Source organism: Roseibium sediminis (genome assembly GCF_008711325.1).
Lineage (GTDB): Bacteria > Pseudomonadota > Alphaproteobacteria > Rhizobiales > Stappiaceae > Roseibium > Roseibium sediminis.
In genome coordinates this window covers 204,979-225,692 of sequence record NZ_VXDB01000005.1, presented here as the reverse complement: position 1 = coordinate 225,692, position 20,714 = coordinate 204,979, and the positions used below count along the sequence as shown (strand labels likewise).

19 protein-coding genes are annotated in these 20,714 nt (G+C 57.5%); 5 read left to right on the top strand and 14 right to left on the bottom strand.

Features of this window, described 5'->3' with window-relative positions; translation table 11 throughout:
- The first annotated feature begins 284 nt into the window (after window positions 1-284).
- The gene (gene uraH, locus F0155_RS07155) at window positions 285-644 is read left to right on the top strand and encodes a hydroxyisourate hydrolase (protein ID WP_150523811.1); all 360 of its coding nucleotides are present in this window, start codon (window positions 285-287) and stop codon (window positions 642-644) included.
- Between the two features lie 35 nt (window positions 645-679).
- Here uraH and F0155_RS07150 read toward each other — a convergent pair whose 3' ends face one another.
- Window positions 680-1,579, bottom strand: a complete 900-nt coding sequence (locus F0155_RS07150; protein WP_150523810.1) for a LysR family transcriptional regulator — start codon at window positions 1,577-1,579, stop codon at window positions 680-682.
- Between the two features lie 106 nt (window positions 1,580-1,685).
- Here F0155_RS07150 and F0155_RS07145 point away from each other — a divergent pair, with 106 nt between their 5' ends.
- The 3 genes from F0155_RS07145 (at window position 1,686) to F0155_RS07135 (ending at window position 8,665) form a co-directional block, all read left to right on the top strand.
- On the top strand, window positions 1,686-2,921 hold the full coding sequence (locus F0155_RS07145) for a urate hydroxylase PuuD (RefSeq protein ID WP_150523809.1): 1,236 nt from the start codon (window positions 1,686-1,688) through the stop codon (window positions 2,919-2,921).
- Between the two features lie 601 nt (window positions 2,922-3,522).
- A complete protein-coding gene (locus F0155_RS07140) occupies window positions 3,523-4,776 on the top strand; it encodes a hypothetical protein (RefSeq protein ID WP_161599767.1) in 1,254 nt (417 codons plus the stop codon).
- A gap of 229 nt (window positions 4,777-5,005) precedes the next feature.
- Entirely contained in the window at window positions 5,006-8,665 is a 3,660-nt protein-coding gene (locus F0155_RS07135) for an autotransporter outer membrane beta-barrel domain-containing protein (RefSeq protein WP_161599766.1), read from the top strand.
- Between the two features lie 23 nt (window positions 8,666-8,688).
- On the opposite strand, the gene ureG is transcribed toward F0155_RS07135, so the two are convergent.
- From ureG to urtA, 13 genes are all read right to left on the bottom strand, one after another.
- Complete coding sequence (gene ureG / locus F0155_RS07130; protein ID WP_150523806.1) at window positions 8,689-9,300, bottom strand: urease accessory protein UreG; 612 nt, start codon at window positions 9,298-9,300, stop codon at window positions 8,689-8,691.
- Window positions 9,297-9,920 (bottom strand): urease accessory protein UreF, encoded by a 624-nt coding sequence (locus F0155_RS07125; protein ID WP_150523805.1) that lies wholly within the window; start codon window positions 9,918-9,920, stop codon window positions 9,297-9,299. Before F0155_RS07125 ends, ureG begins: the two co-directional genes overlap by 4 nt.
- A gap of 3 nt (window positions 9,921-9,923) precedes the next feature.
- Entirely contained in the window at window positions 9,924-10,370 is a 447-nt protein-coding gene (locus tag F0155_RS07120) for an urease accessory protein UreE (RefSeq protein WP_150523804.1), read from the bottom strand.
- Between the two features lies 1 nt (window position 10,371).
- Complete coding sequence (gene ureC / locus F0155_RS07115) at window positions 10,372-12,081, bottom strand: urease subunit alpha (RefSeq protein ID WP_150523803.1); 1,710 nt, start codon at window positions 12,079-12,081, stop codon at window positions 10,372-10,374.
- A complete protein-coding gene (locus tag F0155_RS07110; RefSeq protein ID WP_150523802.1) occupies window positions 12,082-12,387 on the bottom strand; it encodes an urease subunit beta in 306 nt (101 codons plus the stop codon).
- Window positions 12,384-12,539 (bottom strand): peptidase M23, encoded by a 156-nt coding sequence (locus tag F0155_RS07105; protein WP_150523801.1) that lies wholly within the window; start codon window positions 12,537-12,539, stop codon window positions 12,384-12,386. Before F0155_RS07105 ends, F0155_RS07110 begins: the two co-directional genes overlap by 4 nt.
- A 12-nt stretch (window positions 12,540-12,551) precedes the next feature.
- Complete coding sequence (locus tag F0155_RS07100) at window positions 12,552-12,854, bottom strand: urease subunit gamma (protein WP_150523800.1); 303 nt, start codon at window positions 12,852-12,854, stop codon at window positions 12,552-12,554.
- 7 nt (window positions 12,855-12,861) lie between these two features.
- The gene (locus F0155_RS07095; RefSeq protein WP_150523799.1) at window positions 12,862-13,680 is read right to left on the bottom strand and encodes an urease accessory protein UreD; all 819 of its coding nucleotides are present in this window, start codon (window positions 13,678-13,680) and stop codon (window positions 12,862-12,864) included.
- A 17-nt stretch (window positions 13,681-13,697) separates the two neighbouring features.
- Window positions 13,698-14,396, bottom strand: a complete 699-nt coding sequence (urtE, locus tag F0155_RS07090; protein ID WP_150523798.1) for an urea ABC transporter ATP-binding subunit UrtE — start codon at window positions 14,394-14,396, stop codon at window positions 13,698-13,700.
- 2 nt (window positions 14,397-14,398) lie between these two features.
- Window positions 14,399-15,148, bottom strand: a complete 750-nt coding sequence (gene urtD, locus F0155_RS07085; protein WP_150523797.1) for an urea ABC transporter ATP-binding protein UrtD — start codon at window positions 15,146-15,148, stop codon at window positions 14,399-14,401.
- The gene (gene urtC / locus F0155_RS07080) at window positions 15,145-16,314 is read right to left on the bottom strand and encodes an urea ABC transporter permease subunit UrtC (RefSeq protein WP_150523796.1); all 1,170 of its coding nucleotides are present in this window, start codon (window positions 16,312-16,314) and stop codon (window positions 15,145-15,147) included. Before urtC ends, urtD begins: the two co-directional genes overlap by 4 nt.
- Window positions 16,315-16,317: 3 nt before the next feature.
- The gene (gene urtB / locus F0155_RS07075) at window positions 16,318-18,267 is read right to left on the bottom strand and encodes an urea ABC transporter permease subunit UrtB (RefSeq protein ID WP_150523795.1); all 1,950 of its coding nucleotides are present in this window, start codon (window positions 18,265-18,267) and stop codon (window positions 16,318-16,320) included.
- Between the two features lie 97 nt (window positions 18,268-18,364).
- Window positions 18,365-19,630 (bottom strand): urea ABC transporter substrate-binding protein, encoded by a 1,266-nt coding sequence (gene urtA / locus F0155_RS07070; protein WP_150523794.1) that lies wholly within the window; start codon window positions 19,628-19,630, stop codon window positions 18,365-18,367.
- A gap of 179 nt (window positions 19,631-19,809) precedes the next feature.
- On the opposite strand from urtA, the gene F0155_RS07065 reads away from it, so the two are divergent.
- A complete protein-coding gene (locus tag F0155_RS07065) occupies window positions 19,810-20,700 on the top strand; it encodes a LysR family transcriptional regulator (protein ID WP_161599765.1) in 891 nt (296 codons plus the stop codon).
- The last annotated feature ends 14 nt before the right edge of the window (window positions 20,701-20,714 follow it).

Below are 20,714 nucleotides of genomic sequence, written 5' to 3'. Positions count from 1 at the left end.
ATCAGGAGCTGTTCAGTCCAATGCCGACCAGCACGCGCGATCTCGACAAACGCTGCGTTATGCAACCAAGCGATCTGCACGGAATGTGACCCGCAATCTTGTTGCCCGTGATTTCCATCCGTAGCCGCCATACAAACGACCTCCCAGTCCCCCTGCGAAGAGACCTTCAATTTAGCGCCGAAAAAAATTTCGTGTTTCAAAATATTCAAGAAGCTGACACTCCCAAAACCCGTCTGTTACCAGACACAAATCGGTGGCATCGTGTGCACAAAAAGGAGACATCAATGAGTAATCAAGGTTGGCTGAGCACGCATGTGCTGGACACGGCGAACGGCTGTCCGGGCGCAGGAATTGTCGTGCGCCTCTACGCTCTGGGCGACGATGCCCGTACCCTTGTCAAGGAAACAAGGACCAACTCCGACGGTCGCACCGATGCTCCCCTGCTGTCGGCAGAAGAGATCGCGGCTGGCGAGTACGAGTTGGAGTTTGAGACAGAATCCTATTTCCGCGCTCGCGGCAACGACAATGCGGGCCAGTTTCTGGCAACCGTTCCGATCCGCTTTCGCATTGCAGACGTGAACGAACATTACCACGTGCCTCTGCTGGTTTCGCCGTTCAGCTACTCCACCTATCGCGGCAGCTAAAGTTCGGTGAGCCGACCAACGCGTCCGCTGGCCAGTTACCCTAGATGGCTGCAGGATGCGAGAATATGGTCCAGAAACAGACGGGCCTTCGGATCCTGCAATCTCTTGTGCGGATAGACGCATGAGAGCGGTGTCGGCGTTGGTGGATTTTCCTGCGCGACTTCGACCAGCGCCCCGCTTTCCAGATGTCCGGCAACATCGAAGCGCGGTTTGTTCACAATGCCGCAGCCATCCAGTGCCCAACCGGTCAAGACATCCCCATCGTCAGATTCCAGTGGGCCCGACACATCAAACCTCTTCGGCTTGCCATTCACCATCAAAGTCCAGAAGAACTCGCGGGCTCCGGGATAACGCAACATCAGGCACTTATGCTGGCGCTCAATCAGCTCGCTGCCGCGGGTAGGTTTGCCGAACTGCTCGATATAACTGGGCGACGCACATAACACGCGCTCCAGATCGCAGATGTGGCGCACTCTCAGATTTGAATCCGTCAGCTGACCGACCATGATCGCCAGATCCAGTCCCTCCGACGTGACATCGATCCTGCGGTCGGAGAGCCGCAGCCGGATGTTCAGTTCCGGATAGGATGCCTTGAACTCCGGAATGATGGGAGCAATCAGTTTTTTTCCCAGACCAAGGGGAGCCGCGACAAAAAGGGTTCCGCGCGGGTTCTTGGTGATATCACTGACAGAAGCTTCCGCTTCATAGATGGCATCCAGCACCCTGGTCGCCCCGGTGTAGAACACCTTGCCCTGATCCGTCGGGCTCAGGGCGCGTGTTGTTCTATGAAACAGGCGAACGCCCAAATATTTCTCGAGATCGTTTATCCTGCTGCTTGCGACGGCAGCGGACACACGCAGGTCGCGTCCAGCTGCGGACATGCTGCCCAATTCATAAGCCCTGACGAAGGTTTTCAAATTGTCCAGATAAGCCACGGCCTATTTTCTCGATAATCATGAAACAGATCGAAACGATAGAGATGTTTCTTGATGATGGCAATTCTGCGAAAAGAAGACTTCGGGAAATTGTTGGGAGGCACCGATGTACGATATCGCGGTATTATGGGACTGGGCCGGTTTCTCGCTCAGATGGCTTCATGTCATCACGGCCATGGCCTGGATTGGCGCCAGCTTCTACTTTATTGCGCTGGACCTCATGCTCAAACCCGCGCCCGACATGCCGGAAGGTGCCTACGGCGAGGAATGGGAAGTCCACGGCGGCGGTTTCTACCATACGACCAAGTATCTTGTTGCGCCCGAGCGCATGCCCGAGCACCTGACATGGCACAAGTGGCAGAGCTACACGACATGGCTCTCCGGTGCGGCACTCCTGATGGTCATCTATTGGGTTGGAGGTGAAATCTATCTCCTCGATCCCAACAAGGCGGAGCTGGCGCTCTGGCAGGGTATCCTGATTTCCGGCGGCTCCCTGACCATCGGCTGGCTTGCCTATGACCAGATGTGCAAATCCCGCCTCAGTGAGAACCCCACGCTCCTGATGCTGCTCCTGTTTGTCATTCTGGTGGCAATGTCTTGGGGCTATAACCAGATTTTCACCGGCCGCGCCGCGCTGCTTCATCTGGGGGCTTTCACTGCCACGATCATGACGGCAAACGTGTTCTTCCAGATCATGCCGAACCAGCGGATCGTCGTCGAGGATCTGAAAGCGGGCCGGAAGCCGGATGCAAAATACGGCAAGATCGCCAAGGTGCGCTCCACGCACAACAACTACCTGACCCTTCCGGTGGTCTTCCTGATGCTGAGCAACCACTACCCGCTCGCATTTGCCACCGAATATTCCTGGATCATCGCCAGCCTGATTTTCCTCACCGGTGTCACGATCCGCCACTATTTCAACACCATGCACCGGACCGGCTCCGGGCCGACATGGACCTGGCTGGTGACGGTCATCCTGATGATCATCATCGTGTTGCTGTCGATCACCCCGATGCTCGACACCACCGAAAATGCGGAAACCCGCCAGCTGACACCTTACGAACAGAAATTCGCTTCGGCTGCAGGTTTTGAAGAAGCGGTCGGCGTGGTGCAAGGCAACTGTTCCATGTGCCATTCAAGGGAGCCGTTTTTCAGCGAAAGCATGCACTGGCCGCCCAAGGGCGTGGTCCTGGAGACCGAGTCAGACATAGCGCGCCACGCACACGAAATCTTCCTTCAGGCTGGCGCAACTCACGCAATGCCCCCTCCAAATGCTATCCGCACGATGACCGAAGAAAACCGCAAGGTGATCGTCGCCTGGTACCGGGAAGCAATGCGTTAGGTATCACATACGTCCGAAGGGCAACTCTGCACACCATCAGGCACAGCAGCGTTTACCTGTATTTTCAGTCGTTCCGCGAAGACCGCCAACAGATCTGTTGGCGGTCTTTTTTGTGTTTTCATGAACTGGCTTGCTGCTTGAAATCATTGGATTTGCATTTGACAGAAATAGCGCCCCGAACACCTCCCGAACCGAGCGCTTAACAGCCACGCCCCCGCACCTTACTTAGCGGAATATTAACCTTAATATTCAATTATTAAGTGTATTTTTCAGCCACACACCTACGTCACGAGCAGGAATGATCGATGGCACTGCCAAATTCGATAAAGATATAAAAGGAAGTCCGCTTCCTTGTTGCCTTGCCGATCCCGAAAAATTACATCGCTTCGATAAAAGACACAGGAAGCTCAAGCAGTTTCTCCTCTCTTGCGTCTTCACCGGAGTGCCGATCCACATGGCCCCGCACCCAGCTACTGCGGAGTCCCCTCCATCCGTCCTATCTGGTGATTGCGGCTCCTATTTTCTCGGCGACTTTGCCTCTCAGACCTGCAATACGAGCACGAAAACTTCGCCCTCGGCATCCCCGGTTTCGTATTCCGACATGAACGGCCTGATCCTTACGGTCAACGACGGCGCTCTGGTTCTCAATACGACGACATTCGCTGTCTATGCAGCCTCCTCATCGCTGACTTCGAACCCAATCTCGATCATTGGCACCAATGTGGGTGACATAGATACGACAGGTACAAACGGTCACGGGCTCTACGCCACGAACTCCGGACTTGGCAACGCAAGTACATCCATCTCTGACGGGTCGATAACGACCTTTGGAAGCGCTGCTCATGGCCAATTGGCATGGATTTCCAACGTGCTATCAAATGCGGATGCCATAACCACGATCAACGGCGGCAGCACCACGTCTTCTGGCGGCGGGGCACATGGCGCCCATGCGCGCACAGACAGCGACACCTCAGGCTCCGCAGTTGCCACCATGACTTCTGGAACCGTAACCACAACCGGGAGCGGGTCGTTCGGGATACGCGCCTACAGTTCGAGCACCTCAGGTTCAGGGGCTGCCACGGCAACCATCAACGGCGGCACAATTTCCACCACGAACACCGGCAGCGATGGACTTAACGCACTCAGCAATGGCTCGGGCACGGCCCAAACGAATATTAACGGTGGGTCCGTCACCACACAAGGCAACGTCGCGTATGGGGCAGTCTCCCTCATCCTGGATTCATCAGCGAGTGGCACAGCAAGCTCAAACATGACAGCCGGAACGGTAGAAACCAATGGCGATACTGCGCATGGGCTCTATGCCGAGAACAATGGCACGGGAGAGGCAACTGTATCGCAATCTGGGGGGACAATTACCACTGCAGGCACATCTGCAGTCGGCCTTTACTCCCTGATCAGCAATACGTCGTCCACAGGACAGAGCTCGACGACACTCACCGATGGCAGCATCACCACTTCAGGCTCAAGCGCGCACGGACTGCTTGCTCGGACTGATGGCACCGGTTCGGCAATGTCCACGATGAGCGGCGGCACCATTTCCACCAGTGGCACTGGTGGGTTTGGCCTCTTCTCCTATGCGAACAACACTTCCTCTTCCGGCTCTGTAACGAGTTCCATGTCAGGAGGATCAATCACAACCACCAATACGAACGGGGTTGGGCTGTTTTCGCAAAATTTTGGGGGGGGGCGATGCCATAACCTCCTTGTCAGCCGGAACGATTTCCACCTCCGGCCTTACCGCTCAGGGTCTCTACTCTTTGGTGTCCTATGCCTCTTCCCTGGCAACCGCGTCGGCAACTACGAGCGGTGGCACGATAGAAACCGACGGCCTTAGTGCGCACGGGCTGCTTTCACATAACAACGGACTGGGAAATGCCTCCGTCACACTAAGTGGCGGCTTGATCGATACCGCCTCGGATAACGCTTACGCTGCGTATGCTCTTGTTAACAATGCGTCTTCTGCCGCCAACGCCACAGTACAGATGGATGACGGGCAAATCACGACTGACGGAGCGTTCGGCCGAGGATTGGTCGCAAGTAATTTGGGACTTGGCGAGTCAACCGTGACCTTGACTGGAGGATCAATCAACACTGTCGGCAGCTCCGCAAATGGTCTGTATTCCGTCATCAACAATGCCGCGTCTAGCGGATCAGCCAATATCTTGATCAGTGATGGTACTGTCACGACCAGTGGTTCCACAGCTCATGCAGCTTTCAGCCTGATAAATGACCCTTCCTCCGCGGCGGCTGCAACGATCACCATGTCTGGAGGGGTTGTTTCGACAACAGGTTCGACATCCTACGGTCTGAATGCCTACTCGCACGGAACCGGCCTTGCTTCCGTGACTATGCAAGCTGGCCAGATTACAACGAGTCAGGCGAGTTCCTTCGGCATCCGTTCCATCAACGATGGCGGTGGATTGGCCACCAGCACCATGTCGGGCGGCAGCGTTTCAACGCTCGGCAGTGATTCCCATGCCTTGTATTCGCTTATCAGCAGCGCAACGTCCATAGCTCAGGCCAGTGCCACCTTGTCCGGCGGCACTCTCTCAACGGGCGCTGACACTGCGATCGGCGTATTTTCAAAGCAGTCCGGGCTTGGATCTACAGCGATCACCATTTCCGGCGGCAGCATTACCACGTCAGGAGCCAATGCCTTCGGTGGTTCAAGCTTCATCGACAATGTTGCGTCGACTGCCCAAGCCTCCGCACTCATGACAGCGGGTACCATCGAGACGAGCGGAACATCTGCCCACGGCATCTTTTCCAAAACTCTTGGCACCGGCGGAGCCAACATACTCATGAGTGGCGGGTCGGTTACGACCGACGCGTTCGGTTCCCACGGTTTGAATTCTCTAATCAGCAACAACACGTCGCTCGCTCAAGCTTCCTCTACATTGTCAGATGGAACAGTCACCACATCAGGCAGCACCGCCTATGGAGTTCTTTCAAAGACTGATGGCCACGGCGGAGCAGTTGCTGTCATTAGCGGCGGCGCCATAACGACGACTGGCTATAGAGGGAGAGGCGCAACGGCCATTATCGAAAACACCTCTTCTTCCGGTACGACTTCGATCTCCATGACAGACGGAAACATCGAAACAAGTGGAACCGAAGGGCATGGGCTTCGAGCAGATACTCTGGGACTAGGCGCGTCATCCGTTGCTGTTAGCGGGGGCAGAGTTGTAACCCGTGGAGACGATAGTCGAGGTGTTCAGGTATTAGTCGATAACGCACTCTCAACATCCAGTGCTGCGATAACAGCAACAGGTGGCCAGGTTCAAACCGCAGGCTTGAGTGCACATGCGCTGGTTGCCCACAATTCCGGAACTGGCGATGTATCCGTTGTATTGGGCGGCGCAAGCCTGGCAACAGGTGGCGACGTTGCCATGGGCATCTACTCACGCATCACCAATTCAGCCTCGACGGGGACGGCCTCCATCACTTTGACGGGTGGATCAATCGATACTTCCGGGGCAAATTCTCGAGGAGCTCAGGTACAGAACTCTGGTCTTGGTTCCGCAGAGTATACTCAAACTGGCGGGACCATCAGATCAACGGGAACAGGTGGTCACGGATTGCGTGGCACAATCGACAACACGCTTTCCTCGGCAACCCTGTCTGCAGATCTGAGTGGCGGCTCGATTTCGGCAACCGGTTCCGCCTCAGATGGTCTGTTTCTCTGGAACAAGGGCAGCGGTACGACCTCTGCCACCATTGGTGCGGGGGCTTCGATCACTTCCGGCAGTGGGCAGTCTGCCGGTGTGCACACTGCCGGAACCGGGGGTGGAACGATATCGATTGCGTCCGGAGCAACTATCGACAGCTCTGCCTCCGGCATCGCCATTCGCGATGGCGACAGCGATTTCGACGGGAGTGACGAAGTTGCCGACCAAGGCGATATCACGGTTGACACATCTGGAACGGTTACCGGGGACGCCGTTCTGGGCCTGGGTAATGACACCTTCATCCTGCGAGGCGGGATCTATACGGGGGACATCCACGGTGATGATCTCGTTGCGACCGCCCTGGACGGCAATGATGGATTTACCTGGCTCGGCGGGGCGCTCAACTCCGGTTTTTATGGCGGCAACGGATCTGATACCGCCATCATTGCAGCAGATGCGATCTATGACGGAACTGAAGTCATGGATGGCGGAGACGACACGTCGACCACGGACGGTTGGATCGATAACCTGACGATAGCAGGACAGACTGCGACCATTGCCGCCAATACGTTGCTGAACTGGGAGAATATCTCCTTTTCCGGTGGCGATCTGACTTATGCCGGGTCCAGTCTTGTCGTCGGTTCGGAAGCTGGAACCGGCCTTGTTCTGACTAATGGCGCGCAGTTTGGTGTCGGCCCCAATTTCACGATGAACGGAAACCTGACGATTGAAACCGGCTCGATGCTGAAAGCTGTATCGGGTGGACCTGGCACACTTACATTTCATGATGCAGTTACCCATCACGGCACAATATCACTGCTGAATGGAGTGGCCGGTGACACGATCAACATGAATGGCCTCTATTCAGGAGCCGGGATCCTGCTTCTGGACGTGAATACCGAAACCGGCGAAGCCGACACACTGGTGGTCAACGGGGCGGGTAGTCCTGCAAGCCCAACCATAGTGATCAACAACATCACCCCCGGTCTTGCGTCCGGAAAGGCACTGACAATCACAAGTGGCTCGCCGCTGGACACCTATACTGTTCTTGGCGGCGCATTCAGTTCCGGCGCGTTTTCTTATGTCTTTGAACAATCCGGCACCGACGGCATCCTTGTTCCAACTATGAATGAAACCGGCAAGACCTACCGGATTCTGCCTGTGGTTCTGGCCAATGCGTTCGCTCACCTGCCGTCCATGCAACAGCGAATCGGCGCCCGCAAGACCGCTGACAACGGGACCGGCATCTGGGCGCGTATGTCGGCAGACAGGCTCAACACACTGCTGTCTTCCGGCACTCGCTTTGACAGCGCGGTCAACTGGATGCAGGTCGGGCTGGACTATCCGACAGAAGCTTTTACCCCGGGCGACTGGGTTTTCGGTGTCAGCCTCGGGTATGGCGACATGAGTGCCGTTCTTTCCGCCGACACACGTCTGGGAACCATGCAGTCGAGTGCCTTTGCAGCAGGTGCGACAGCGACCTGGCATGGCCCCTCTGGTGCCTATCTCGACTTGCAGGGTCAGGCGGCGTGGCTGCGGACGGATTCCGCCTCCATCATCGATGGCCAGCTGAAGAAGGGAGCCCGCGCGACCACTCTCAGTTTCAGCGCAGAGACCGGAATGCCGCTGCCCCTTACCAGCGACTGGCAGCTTCTTCCCCAAGCCCAACTGAACTGGGGTCAGGTTCAGGGCAGCACTTACCGGGATGCCGCCGGTAACCTAATCCACGCCGGCCACAATGACTTCCTTACAGGACGCGCCGGACTGGTATTGCGATATGAATGGGCCAATCCAAAGGCCGACAGATCAGCGAGCGGTTATGTCATTGCCAACGTGTTGCATGAGTTCAAACCCGACACCAAGATGTCCGTTGGCGGAGCAGAGATTTCTGACCGGATCGAGGAAACCTGGGCAGAATTCGGTCTGGGGGCCAATATCAAACTGTCGAACCGTCTCGCGCTGCACGGGGAAACGTCCTATCGGCAGTCACTTAGCGGCGATCCGCAGGACAATTTCGGTGTCAGTGCAACCGCTGGCCTGACCATCCGGTGGTAAGTGTCTCATGACGAATACCGACCTCAGCTCACCTTCAAGCCTCCAAGCCGGGCAAGCTCCGCAATAATCGCGTCGACACCGTCTCCCGTCTTCATGTTGGCAAAGACCGTCTTCCGGTCGCCGCGCTGGCGCTTGGCATCGCGGTCCATGACGGAAAGATCCACGTCCACGTAAGGAGCGAGGTCCGTCTTGTTGATCACCAGCAAGTCCGAACGGGTAATTCCAAGCCCGCCCTTTCTCGGGATTTCCTCGCCCATTGAAACGGAGATCACATAAATGGTGAGGTCAGCCAGTTCCGGGCTGAAAGTCGCCGCCAGATTGTCCCCTCCAGATTCAATCAGGATCAGATCGAGATCAGGAAAGTGATTGGTGAGGTCATCAATCGCTGCCAGGTTAATTGAAGCATCTTCCCGGATGGCCGTGTGTGGACACCCCCCGGTTTCGACGCCCCGAATGCGTTCCAACGGCAAGGCCTGGACCCGCATCAGGTATTCGGCATCCTCTCTTGTGTAGATGTCATTGGTGATGACAGCCATGGAGACCTGCGACGCCAACCGGCGGCACAGGGCCTCGGTCAGAGAGGTCTTGCCAGCACCGACAGGGCCACCGATCCCCACGCGCAAAGGTCCGTTCATGATCTGAAAATCCGTGTTGTCATGTCTTCGTGTTTCATGGCAGCAAGGTCTGCGCCCAGCGCTGCAGTTCCAAGGTCTTCAAGGCCCGAGCCAAGGGCCTTTCGGGCGACCTCATCAAAGACGGGAAAGAGGGCCGCCAATACGATCTGGCCTTCCGTCTGGCCAAGCGGGACCAGACGGATCGCGGCAGACACGAGATTGGCGGCAAATGCATGCAGGTAAAGCGGGAGAACCTCATCTGCTGGAAAACCTGCAAGTGCGCTTGCCTGAGCCAGCACAACCGGCAAAGGGGCGGGTGTGATGGTTGTTCCAAGAAGCACGTTTGCGGTTCGCGCAAAGGCAGCGCCCTGTGCCATTGTTTCGGCGTGCCGCTCCCTTGAACCTGCGAGAGCTTCCGCAAGATCGGCAACGTCCTCACCCTGGTGCGCATGACAGAAGAGAACGGCATCATTCCAAGGTGACCCACGCCTGAGCACCGTCTCCAGCCAACCCTGCAGGTCTTCGGCGCAGGCAACACTTCGCACGGCAACCGCCTGCTCAAGACCATGGCTGTAGGCAAAGGCCCCGGTCGGGAATGTCGGAGACAGCCAGGCCATGATCTGATGGGCTTTCACACTCATGGCTCAATGCTCGTGCGAATGGGTTCTGCCATGACCATAGGCGCCCCCCTCGGGGAGAAAAGGCTCGGTCACATCCGCAACCTTGCCACCCAACTGCTCGATCATGGCCCGGATGACATGGTCCGGACGGAGGAGGAGCTGCCTGTCCGAAATGGCACAGGGCAAATGGCGATTGCCGATATGCCACGCCAGCCGGGTCAGGTGGGTTGGGTCACCTGCAGTTACCCGCAGCAATGGCTCGCTAGCCGCGACCACGCGGACCTCCCGACCATCTTCCAGCACAAGATGATCCCCGTCCCGAAGGTCCATCACCTTGGGAAGATCCAGCAAAAACTCCAGACCACCGTCGCCGACGAGAGCGACGCGGCGACGAAACCGGCCTTCATAGTCCAGCGTCACCGTATCAATCGGCTCGGCATGACTGTGCCTGACGTCTATGGCCCTGATCATGTCAGAACAGGAAATAGCGTTGCGCCATCGGCAGAACTTCCGCCGGTTCGCAGGTCAGAAGTTCGCCATTTGCCCTGACTTCATAAGTCTCCGGATCGACCTCTATCTTTGGCATTGCATTGTTCAGAACCATGTCCGCCTTGCCGATCGTCCGCGTCTTTCGAACAGCCAGCAGGTCCTTGGCGAGCCCGAGCTTGCCTGCGACCCCGTCGGCCAAAGCTGACTGCGAGACAAAGGTTGCTGCGGAGCGCTCAACAGACCGTCCCAAGGCCCCGAACATGGGCCGGGAATAGACCGGTTGCGGGGTCGGGATGGACGCGTTCGGATCCCCCATCTGGGCAACGGCAATGGTGCCGCCCAAAAGCACCATTTCCGGCTTCACGCCAAAGAAGGCCGGATCCCAAAGGACCAGATCCGCGCGTTTGCCAACCTCAATCGAGCCGATCTCGTGCGACAGGCCGTGTGCGATGGCCGGGTTGATCGTGTATTTGGCGATATACCGGCGTACCCGGAAATTGTCGTTTTCGCCGGTTTCGTCCGCCAGACGCCCGCGCTGCACTTTCATCTTGTGCGCTGTCTGCCAGGTCCGGATGATCACCTCGCCGACACGGCCCATCGCCTGACTGTCGGATGCAATGATCGAAAAGGCGCCCATGTCATGCAGAATGTCCTCTGCTGCTATGGTTTCCTTCCGGATGCGGCTTTCGGCAAAGGCGACATCCTCCGGGATGGACTTGTCGAGGTGGTGGCACACCATCAGCATGTCGAGATGCTCTTCCAGCGTATTCGCCGTGTAAGGCCGCGTCGGATTGGTCGATGCGGGAAGAACGTGGCTTTCACCGCACACCTTGATGATGTCCGGCGCATGTCCGCCGCCGGCCCCTTCCGTGTGGAAGGCGTGGATCGTCCGCCCCTTGATGGCCGCCAGCGTGTTTTCGACAAATCCGCTTTCGTTGAGCGTGTCAGTATGGATCATCACCTGCACGTCGTGATCATCGGCGACGGACAGACAGCAGTCGATGGCCGCGGGAGTCGTTCCCCAGTCTTCATGGAGCTTCATGGCGCACACCCCTGCCCTGATCTGCTCGATCAAGGCGCCGGGCAGCGAGGCGTTGCCCTTGCCGGCAAGGGCGACATTCATGGGCAGGGCGTCCAGGGCCTGAAGCATCCGCCCGATATGCCAGGGGCCGGGCGTACAGGTGGTCGCCAGCGTTCCATGGGCCGGACCGGTTCCCCCGCCCAGCATGGTGGTAAGGCCCGAGTGCAGGGCATCTTCCACCTGCTGTGGGCAGATCCAGTGGATGTGACTGTCGAACCCGCCTGCAGTGAGGATCTTGCCTTCACCGGCAATTGCCTCCGTGCCCGGACCGACAATGATTGTAACACCCGGTTGTGTATCGGGGTTCCCCGCCTTGCCGATCGCCGCAATGCGCCCGTTCTTCAATCCGACGTCAGCCTTGTAGATACCGGTGACATCAACGATCAGGGCGTTGGTAATGACGGTATCAACGGCCCCTTCCGCACGACTTGCCTGAGATTGCCCCATGCCGTCACGCAGAACCTTTCCTCCCCCAAACTTGACCTCTTCGCCGTAGGTGGCAAGGTCTCGCTCCACTTCGATGAAAAGCTCGGTATCGGCAAGGCGCACCTTGTCACCGGTCGTGGGGCCGTACATGTCGGCATAGGTACCCCGGGAGATTCTGGTTGGCATTTAAAGATCTCCCATCACAGCCTGGGTAAAGCCGAATACCTTGCGCGCTCCCGAGAGCGGCACCAGAGATACATCCCGTGTCTGCCCCGGTTCAAAGCGGATAGCCGTCCCGGCAGCAATATCCAGCCGCATGCCGCGCGCAGCCCCCCGATCAAAGGACAACGCCCCGTTCGTCTCGGCAAAATGATAGTGGCTGCCAACCTGGATCGGTCGATCGCCGGTGTTTGACACAGACAAGGTGATGGTGGACGCACCGGCATTCAGCTCGATGTCGCCCTCCTTGCAGATGATTTCACCCGGGATCATTTGCGCACCACATAGATCGCAGCAGCAACGGCAGCAGCACCGAGTGCAAGAAGCAAGACGCTGTCCATCCCGTGCGGATGCACATGCAATCCCTCATGGGCCAGAGCCGGGGACGCAAGAATGGCAAACGTGCTGGATACGAGAAAACGCATGGTCCGGTCTCCTTAACGAATGGGATGATGGACGGTGACCAGCTTGGTCCCGTCAGGAAATGTGGCTTCTACCTGAACGTCATGGATCATCTCGGCGATGCCTTCCATGCACTGCTCTGCGGTGATCACTTTCGCGCCCTCGTCCATCAACTGGGCAACGCTTTTGCCGTCGCGGGCACCTTCCACGACAAAGTCCGTGATCAATGCGATTGCTTCGGGGTAGTTCAGCTTGACGCCGCGCTGCAATCTTCCTCGTGCCACCATTGCGGCAACGCTGATCAGCAACTTGTCCTTTTCGCGTGGAGTTAGTTTCATTCTCTCCTCACATCATCCAGACGCGCGGCGGTTCCCGTCCGCGCAGGAATGTCATTACCTTGATCAAGGCCCGCCTGAGCGCCGCCGCATCGGGCGAGAGAAGACGAGCAAGCAAAAAACCGTTCCATGAACTGCAGCCAGCCTCTACCGGTTCGCCTGAAAGCAACTCTTTCAGGCCGTCGCAGCGGTCGGCTGCCTGGCCGTCCACGAACAAAACACTGGCAATTGCGACGGCATCACCAAGGGCCGCGGGATGACGCAGTTCATCGAAATCGCCAAGACGTAGCGCATCAGCGTAGATCAGCCGACCGCCCCGATGGACGCGCCACTGATCTTTCAACACCCCGGATGTGACCTGTTCGCCCATGGCCGTTCGGCCCAGAATGATCGGCTCCACAAACAAGGCCGAAGACGTCTCATTCATGTCGACTGTAATCGATCGCTCCAGATGACCTGCTTCGAACAGGATCGTTTCCTGGGCAAGCCAGTCAAACCGCGCGTCCTTGCCGAGAGAAAAACGCAGGTCACTTCGGGCGGGATCTGCGGGCGAGCGATAGATGCGTTCGGCGGTTTGGGTGGCGAGGCGCAGTTGGGCCCCCTCGCTCAATCGCACGTCGACCGACAAGCTGTCACCGCCGGTCAGTCCGCCCGCCGTGTTGATCATGACGGCATCGGGGACCGGGGAATGGGTGCGCGGCAGCATCGCCTTCAGGCACCCGGCCTGATGAAGATCACTCAAGCTGGAGCGGCCCTTGCGAGTGTCAAAACCGATGCGAAGCACGCCCTTCGCCCTTTGCATGACCGGTTTTGATACGCGTACCAACATGAACTGCCGAATCCTCCCTAGACCGCCAGTTTGGCGCGGACATCTTCCTTGCGAAAGGTCGATTTTGCCCCACCGAGAACTATTTTCCCGCGCTCCATGACGTAGAGGTGGTCAGCAAGACCAAAGGCAAAGTCAAAATACTGTTCTACAAGCACAATCGCCATCTCGCCCTTGTCCTTCAAATAGGCAATCACGCGCCCGATCTGCTGGATGATGTTGGGTTGAATGCCTTCTGTTGGCTCGTCGAGAAGCAGGAGCTTGGGGCGCGTAACGAGGGCTCTTGCGATGGCCAGCTGTTGCTGCTGTCCGCCAGACAAATCGCCCCCGCGCCGATGCTGCATTTCCTTCAGGACCGGAAACAGCTCGAACAGCTCTTCAGGCAGTCGCCGCTCTTCTTTCGAAAGACAGGAAAAGCCGATCTCCATGTTTTCGCGAACCGTCAGCAGCGGGAAGATATCGCGCCCCTGAGGCACATAGCCCACGCCGAGCCGAGCCAGAACATGGGACGGAGTTTTCATGGCCATCGCCTTGCCGTCCAGCTGATAGGTTCCACCGGAATGGCTGTGTGTGCCGGACAGCACCTTGAGCAGAGACGTCTTGCCGACGCCGTTTACCCCCATCAGGCAGGTGATCTGGCCGGTCTCGGCCTTCATGTCCACGCCGCCAAGAATCTGGCTCTGGCCGTAATGCAGGGTGATGCCTTTGCAATCGAGCATGTTCAACGTCCCAGATAAACTTCGATAACCTGACGATCCTGCATGACATGATCTATCGACCCTTCCGCGAGAACCGACCCCTCATGCAGAACCGTCACCCGGCAGTTCAGGCGGCGGACGAACTCCATGTCGTGCTCAACCACCATCACGGCCCGTGTTTCAGCGGCACGAACGAGAATGTCTGTCGTATGTTCGCGCTCTTCGGGCGTCATGCCAGCAGCGGGTTCGTCCACCAGAAGCAGGCGAGGTTCTTGCGCAAGCAACATGCCGATTTCCAGCCATTGTTTCTGGCCATGGGATAGTTCGCCCGCAATGCGGGTGAGGTGATCGCTCAAGCCCACTTCTTCGGCGAGAACATCGATGCGGACACGATCTGCCCGGCCCATGCGGTATTTCAGGACGCTGAAAGGGGAACGGTCATGTGCCAGCGCCAATACCAGATTCTCAAAAACCGTCTGGTTCTCGAAAACCGTCGGCCTTTGGAATTTGCGGCCAATGCCGGCCTGCGCGATGGCACTTTCCGACATCTGCCCGAGATCAACGGCATGGGCACCGTATTTGATCTGACCGCTGTCCGCCCGTGTCTTGCCGGTGATGATATCCATCATCGTCGTCTTTCCAGCCCCATTGGGACCAATGATCGCCCGCAGTTCCGCACTGCCAATGGCAAAGGACAGCTCGTTGATCGCCTTGAACCCGTCAAAGGCTACCGAAATGCGATCCAGTTCGAGAAGCGTTTCTGCCCGTGTCATGCCTCTTTCCTCCGCACCAGCATGTCAACGAGACCACCCAGCCCCTTGGGCGCATACAGGGTGACGAGCACAAACCCGAACCCGAGAAGCACCAACCACCAGTCGACCCATTTGACGGTGTAGAAACCGAGATTGAGATCCGGCACCTGACCGCCGGTAAACCAGCTGGAGACGAGGGACACAAAGGCGGCTCCGATCACCGCACCGTAGAGCCTTCCGCGCCCTCCGATGGCGACCCAGACAACCAGATAGATGGAGGCGATGGGTGCCATTTCCGCAGGATTCACAATACCTGCCTGAGGATAATAGAGCGCTCCGGCAATTGCGGTGATGACCGCAGAAAAGACGAAGACAACAAGCTTGTAGCCTTCGACCGAATAACCGAGATACCGAAGTCGGTTTTCGTCATCCCGGATGGCGCGAATAGCGCTGCCGAACTTGCCGGACATCAACCAGGTAGAGATGATGTAGACCATGGCGAGCGACACCGCCGATGCCCACAGAAACCAGACAGAAATCAACGCCTGCGGGATATCATCTGCACCGGGAAGGTTCTGCAGACCCGAGAGACCGTTGTTCCCGCGAAGGCCACTGTCATTCTGGAAAAGGTAAAGTGACAGGGCGAGGGTCATCGCCTGGGTCAGGATGGAGAGATACACCCCGGTTACCCGGGATCTGAAGGCAAGCCATCCGAAAACAAAGGCCAGAAGTCCGGGGATCAAAAGCACAAGCAGCAGCTGAAGGACCAGACTGTCGGCAAAGCTCCACATCATCGGGATATCGGACCCGCCAACCACGCCGAATATCTGGGTTCCGATGGCTTCACGTATTTCCAGCGGCGTTGCTGGTAGGGGCGCGTTTGCCAGCGACGCAGAGACGATTTCCTCGGTGCGGGCATACATCAGCCACATGCCGATCATGTAGCCGCCAAGGCCGAAGAAGGCGAAATGGCCAAGGGACAGGATCCCGCAATAACCCCAGACCAGATCCAGCGCGAGCGCGGCAAGACACAGGCACAGGGTTTTGCCGAGCGTCTTGATGAAGCTTGTTGACAGAAGGCCGACCCCGAGCCCCTCGGACAGGAGGGTTGCTCCCAGCGTCACCACAGCCAGTACACCGATGAAAATCAGGATCGATGGATTGCGGACAAGAAATGTGCGTTCCACAGCTCAGTCTCCTGCCGCGCGGCCCTTCAGGGCGATGATGCCCTTTGGCCGGAACTGAATGAATATGATGATGAAGATGATCATGTAGGTCTGGGCGGCGAGCGTGTTGGACGGGTTCAGGAACTCGATCACCTTCTGCAGGCTGCCGATCATGCCCGCTCCTGCCAGCGTACCCCAGATATTCCCAACACCGCCGACCACCACGGTCATGAAACTCTGCACGATATAGGCGGAGCCCAATTCGGACGTGACCTTGGCGAAGAGACCGATGGCGACACCGGCGATCCCCGCGATCCCTGACCCCAATCCGAAAGTCAGCATGTTGATCCTGTCCGGATTGATCCCCATCGACGAGGCCATGCGCGGGTTTTGCGTCACAGCCCTGACCTCAAGGCCAAACCGCGTGCGTGTCAGAATGAAGATCAGCAACCCCAGAAACCCGAGTGCAAGAACAAAGATCGCGATCCGGATCAGGCTGATGGAGATGACGTCGTTGATCACCCAGGCCCCATCAAGCCATGCCGGAGAGGTCAGCGGCCGCGCCTGCGTGCCGAAGATGTTCTTCGCCAGTTGCTGCAAGGCAATGGAGATGCCGAAAGTCGCCAGCAACGTTTCCAGAGGCCGGTGGACAAGATGGCGGATCACCAGCCGCTCCAGTGCAACGCCGGCAGCAAAGGCAATGAGGAAAGCCAGCGGCAGGGCGACAATGATCGATATCGTGTAATCGGGGATGACCTGCTGGACAACATAACCGGTATAGGCGCCGATCATGATGAACTCGCCGTGGGCCATGTTGATCACACCCATCACACCGAAAGTGATCGCAAGGCCAATGGCGGCCAGAAAATAGATCGAGGCGAGCGAGAGGGCATCGAGGCCAAGGTCAATTGACCTGTACAGATCTACGCGGTTTTCAATCGAGGCAAGGCTTTCGCGTGCCGCATTCGTTACCGTCGCGTCTGATTCGGCATAAACCTCGAGGAAAACATGCGCCTCCAAAGCCTCCCGAATTTCGGCCTGCGTGACCGGCGGCGGAACCAATCCATTTTCAGCAAGCAGGGCATAGGCTTCGGATCGGGCTGCCTCCGTATTGAGCTCCGCCCTCGGGATACCGGCGACATTTTCGTTCTGAAGATGCGCCAGCAAGGCCTTGTCCCGAACATCGCGGGTCAGTTTTGCCGGTGCGAGGCCCTTCTCGACCAGAAGATCATAGGCTGCTTCGGTGGACAGATTTGCGCCGGGCGTGAGACGGCGCGCCAGATTGACCCCTTCGGGCATCTTGTCTGCAACAACGATTGTCGTGGCGAGCAAGGGATTGAGAGCCGCCCGCACATCGACCGCCGTGTTTGATGCGAAAGAGCGGATTGCGGCCACCCTTTGAGCCGGATCAGGATCAAAGCGAATGGCAAGCAGTCGCACGAGACGATCCATGCGGAGTTTCAGCTCCGCGTCTGCTTCTGCCGCAGCGGCCTTGCGCAGGGCATCGAGATGCTGTGGTTCAGCGGATCTCTCGATGGCGCTGACGGCGGCAATCCGGCGGGCCTTGTCATCTGCCTGCAGCTGGAACCGAACAAGTGCCGAGGCCAGAACTTCCCTGACGCCGCTATTGGGCTTCAGCTGCTTCATGTCGTCCTTGGGAGCAGTTCCCACAGCCTCGCCTGTCTCGATGTCAACAAGGGTAACGGGATCTGTCTTCTCTGACTTGAGGTAGTAAAAGAGGCCGTCTTTCTGGTTCAGCCAAACATCCTTGGCACGCCACTTTTCCAGAAACTGTGGGACGGCGGGAGACCGACTTGCCACCAACGCGTCGAGAAGCGGATCAACCGTTTTTCTGGACGCCCGCTCCACCGCCTTTTGGTTGTTTTGAAGAACAGCTTGCAGGCCACTCTCTTGAGCTTGAGGCGGCCCGATGAAAAGGACGAAAACAATAAGCGAAACCAGTAGCCGCAGCATGATGTCTTTCTTGATCAATCGAAAATGCAGGGAAGGGACCGATTTTGTTAGGCGTGACTGGCGGGAGCCGGGATACCCCGGCTCCCGCTTCAAGACATCAATAGTTGGATGTCAGCTGCACGCAGGTCTTGGTTTCGGTGTTGTACATGCCGCACCCGAGCTCCTGCCAATCCGACTTGAGGACTGCCGATTCCGGCAGGAAATCGGTCCATGCGTCGCCCGGTACTTCCTCGGTCTGGCTGATGATATCGAACTGACCATCGGCCTGGATTTCGCCGATGAGAACCGGCTTGGCGAGGTGATGATTGGGAAGCATGACAGCTGTTCCACCGGTCAGGTTCGGGAATTCCTGCCCGTACATTGCCTGACGAACGGCATCGACATCCGTGGTGCCAGCCTTCTCAACGGCATTCACCCACATGTTGAACCCGATGTAATGCGCTTCCATCGGGTCATTGGTCACGCGATCCTCACCCATGCGGGCCTTCCATGCCTTGACGAACTCGGCGTTGGCCGGGTTGTCAGACGATTGGAAGTAGTTCCAGGCCGCGAGGTGACCGACGAGATTGCTGGTATCGAGACCGGACAGTTCCTCTTCCCCGACAGAGAAGGCCACGACCGGAATGTCGTCTGCAGAAACACCGGCAGCAGCCAGTTCCTTGTAAAAGCCGATATTGGCGTCGCCATTGATCGTCGAGATCACGCCGACCTTCTTGCCATCAGCCCCGAGCGCGACCACGTCCGCCACTATCTTTGACCAGTCGGAATGACCAAAGGGCGTGTAGTTGACGAAGATATCCTCGGCAGCGATGCCCTTGTCCTTCAGATATTGCTCAAGGATCTTGTTGGTCGTGCGGGGATAAACATAGTCGGTGCCCAGAAGCGCAAATTTCTCGACGCCCAGTTCCTCCAGAAAATAGTCGGTGGCCGGGATCGCCTGCTGGTTTGGTGCGGCGCCCGTGTAGAACACGTTCTTCGAGCTTTCCTCACCCTCATACTGGACCGGGTAGAACATCAGGCCGTTGAGCTCTTCCAGAACCGGCAGGGCTGACTTGCGGGAGACGGATGTCCACGCGCCGAAGATGACGTCCACCTCTTGAACGCTCAAAAGCTCACGTGCCTTTTCGGCAAACAGCGGCCAGTCGGAGGCGGGGTCAACCACAACAGGCACAAGCTTCTCACCCAGCAGGCCGCCCTTCTTGTTCTGCTCATCGATCAGCATGAGCATGGTGTCTTTCAGGGTCGTTTCGGAAATCGCCATGGTGCCGGACAGCGAGTGCAGGACACCCACCTTGATATCGGCATGGGCGGATGACATCGCGGTCGAGGCAAATAGCGCGGCTGCAAGTACAAACTGCTTCATCTTTTTCACTCTCTCGGTTTGCTGATGAAGGCCTGGGAGGGCGCCTTCACGGGCTGTCTTGGGAAGACTGGGAGAGAGGTAATCCGATAATTGCGGTGCAGTCTGCCGCAATGTTTTGACCTTACCGTTGCGTTTTTTGCACCACTTGCTAGGTAATGCTGACAGGAAAGGCAAAAACCATGCGTCACCTTCAGAGTTTTCGGTATGTGAAGGCCATTGTCGAAAGCGGCTCGATCCGCGGTGCTGCGGACACTCTGGCGATTTCCCCGTCAGCCCTGAACCGGCATATCCAGACGCTGGAACTTGACCTCGATATCCAGCTTTTCGAGAGACTGACACGCGGTGTGCGCCTGTCGCCGGAAGGCGAAATTTTCTACGCCTATGCCTTGAGCCAGCTCTCCGGTTTTGCACGGGTGCGCAACCAGATCAACAATATCCGTGGCCTGAGCATCGGCAGCGTCAAATTTGGCGTCTCGCAGGACATCAACACCGATGGCCTTCGCTCCCTGATCAGCGACTTTCAGCGCGACAATGCAAATGTCGATATCGAAATGCAGCAGATCGGTCAGGAACACCTGTTCGACAAGCTACGCGATGGCAGCCTCGACCTTGCCATGTTCGTCAATCCTGTTCTGCGCCGAGGATTGAACGTCTTGCATGCTCGCGACCTTGAGCTCAGCGCGTTTGTTCCGAACGGTATCGGGCTCGGGCGGTCTGGTGCCTTGAAGGTTTACGAACTCCAGAACATGCGCCTTGTCCTCCCGCCGGTTGGCACGGAAGTCACCACCCGAATGCTGGCTGCCTGCGAGCGTTTTCGCGTCGATGTACAGCGCAACTATTGCGGGCCGGACGTCGCCGGGCATCTGGAGTTCTCTCACCTGCCACTTGTCGGTTGTCAAGTTCTGGCAGAAAGCCGCGACCGTCCACGGCAGATCGCAGGCTACAAGCGGTTGGCGATGGACCCGCGCGACATCGGCACCTGCAATCTTTGTCTTCTTTCAAGTGAGGATCGGGGCCTTTCAGGCCCCGCCTACAAGTTTCAAGAGATCCTCAGCGCCATCTTTCAATGAGGCTAGGAGCCTGA

What these genes read in the sequence shown, in the direction of transcription:
- uraH (WP_150523811.1), top strand. Translation starts at nt 285, where the DNA reads ATGAGTAATCAAGGTTGGCTGAGCACGCATGTGCTGGACACGGCGAAC.
- F0155_RS07145 (WP_150523809.1), top strand. Translation starts at nt 1,686, where the DNA reads ATGTACGATATCGCGGTATTATGGGACTGGGCCGGTTTCTCGCTCAGA.
- F0155_RS07140 (WP_161599767.1), top strand. Translation starts at nt 3,523, where the DNA reads ATGAACGGCCTGATCCTTACGGTCAACGACGGCGCTCTGGTTCTCAAT.
- ureG (WP_150523806.1), bottom strand. Translation starts at nt 9,300, where the DNA reads ATGAACGGACCTTTGCGCGTGGGGATCGGTGGCCCTGTCGGTGCTGGC.
- F0155_RS07125 (WP_150523805.1), bottom strand. Translation starts at nt 9,920, where the DNA reads ATGAGTGTGAAAGCCCATCAGATCATGGCCTGGCTGTCTCCGACATTC.
- F0155_RS07120 (WP_150523804.1), bottom strand. Translation starts at nt 10,370, where the DNA reads ATGATCAGGGCCATAGACGTCAGGCACAGTCATGCCGAGCCGATTGAT.
- ureC (WP_150523803.1), bottom strand. Translation starts at nt 12,081, where the DNA reads ATGCCAACCAGAATCTCCCGGGGTACCTATGCCGACATGTACGGCCCC.
- F0155_RS07110 (WP_150523802.1), bottom strand. Translation starts at nt 12,387, where the DNA reads ATGATCCCGGGTGAAATCATCTGCAAGGAGGGCGACATCGAGCTGAAT.
- F0155_RS07105 (WP_150523801.1), bottom strand. Translation starts at nt 12,539, where the DNA reads ATGCGTTTTCTCGTATCCAGCACGTTTGCCATTCTTGCGTCCCCGGCT.
- F0155_RS07100 (WP_150523800.1), bottom strand. Translation starts at nt 12,854, where the DNA reads ATGAAACTAACTCCACGCGAAAAGGACAAGTTGCTGATCAGCGTTGCC.
- F0155_RS07095 (WP_150523799.1), bottom strand. Translation starts at nt 13,680, where the DNA reads ATGTTGGTACGCGTATCAAAACCGGTCATGCAAAGGGCGAAGGGCGTG.
- urtE (WP_150523798.1), bottom strand. Translation starts at nt 14,396, where the DNA reads ATGCTCGATTGCAAAGGCATCACCCTGCATTACGGCCAGAGCCAGATT.
- urtD (WP_150523797.1), bottom strand. Translation starts at nt 15,148, where the DNA reads ATGACACGGGCAGAAACGCTTCTCGAACTGGATCGCATTTCGGTAGCC.
- urtB (WP_150523795.1), bottom strand. Translation starts at nt 18,267, where the DNA reads ATGCTGCGGCTACTGGTTTCGCTTATTGTTTTCGTCCTTTTCATCGGG.
- urtA (WP_150523794.1), bottom strand. Translation starts at nt 19,630, where the DNA reads ATGAAGCAGTTTGTACTTGCAGCCGCGCTATTTGCCTCGACCGCGATG.
- F0155_RS07065 (WP_161599765.1), top strand. Translation starts at nt 19,810, where the DNA reads ATGCGTCACCTTCAGAGTTTTCGGTATGTGAAGGCCATTGTCGAAAGC.